Source organism: Pseudoruegeria sp. SK021, assembly GCF_002119405.1.
In the GTDB taxonomy this organism is placed as follows: Bacteria; Pseudomonadota; Alphaproteobacteria; order Rhodobacterales; family Rhodobacteraceae; genus Meridianimarinicoccus.
This window is the reverse complement of record NZ_MTBG01000107.1, coordinates 1-1,056: the sequence shown is the minus strand read 5'-3', so window position 1 is coordinate 1,056 and position 1,056 is coordinate 1. Positions and strand designations below refer to the sequence as shown.

General features: G+C 58.3%; 1 protein-coding gene. It reads left to right on the top strand.

The genetic code is table 11. The features are described from left to right. The first annotated feature begins 82 nt into the window (after nt 1–82). A protein-coding gene (locus BV911_RS18800) for an IS630 family transposase (protein WP_205963928.1) occupies nt 83–1,041 on the top strand; the annotation gives its coding sequence in 2 pieces (ribosomal slippage) (nt 83–424 and nt 427–1,041; 957 coding nt in all). Nucleotides 1,042–1,056: the final 15 nt, after the last annotated feature.

Genomic DNA, 1,056 nt, shown 5'->3' with positions numbered 1-1,056 from the left:
TAAAGCGTCCCGCCAAAAACCTGAATCGCGAGGATTCCCACGCAGCTGATTTTGTGATTCATCCTGTTTGGGAGGATGGATCATGTCAGCACCTTTGCCAGACGCGCTTCGGGCGCGGTTTCAGCGATATATTGAGGAAGGGTTAAGCGGTCGCGCGGCGGCATTGCGCTTGAAGGTCTCGCCAGCCACGGGAGCGCGATGGGCACTTGCGATCCGGCAGACAGGCCGGGCGGAGGCTGCTCCGCAGGGTCGGCCGAAAGGCAAGGGTAAGCTGGACCCGCATCGGGGCTTCTTTGTCGAAATCATCGAGCAGGATGGTGACATCACGATGCCCGAGCTGAGTGCAGCCCTGTTTGACGCAACGCGCGTTCGGGCGCACCCCAACGCCATCGGCAAGTTCCTTCGCAAGTTGGACTATACGTATAAAAAAAGTCACTGGTGGCCACCGAACGCCGCCGTGCCAAGGTAAGGCAACAGCGCGAAGACTGGTTCAAGCACCGCATTCCGGCCGTGTCGAAGCACCCTGAACGGGTTGTATTTATTGACGAAACATCAGTGAAGACAAACCTGACGAGGCAGCGGGGATGGGCCCCTTGCGGAAACCGCTTGATCATGGACGCCCCGTTTGGCTCATGGGGTACCCAGACCTTCATCGCCGGACTGAGTGCCGATGCGATGATAGCCCCTTGGGTGATCAAAGGGGCCATGGATGGCGATGCTTTCGCCGCTTACGTTGAAAAAGTGCTGGTGCCGGAACTCTCACCCGGAACCGTGGTTATTCTGGACAATCTCGCCACCCACAGAAACGCCGAAGCGGAAAAGGCGATGCGCAGGGCAGGATGCTGGTTCCTGTTCCTCCCGCCGTATAGCCCCGACCTCAACCCCATCGAAATGGCATTCTCCAAGCTCAAGGCACACCTACGCCGGATCGGCGCGCGCACATTCACGGACATGTTCGACGCAATCGCCGACATTTGCGACCTATACTCAACCGACGAATGCTGGAACTACTTCACGGCTGCCGGATATGTCGCAGGTTAAAGGCGGGACGCTTTA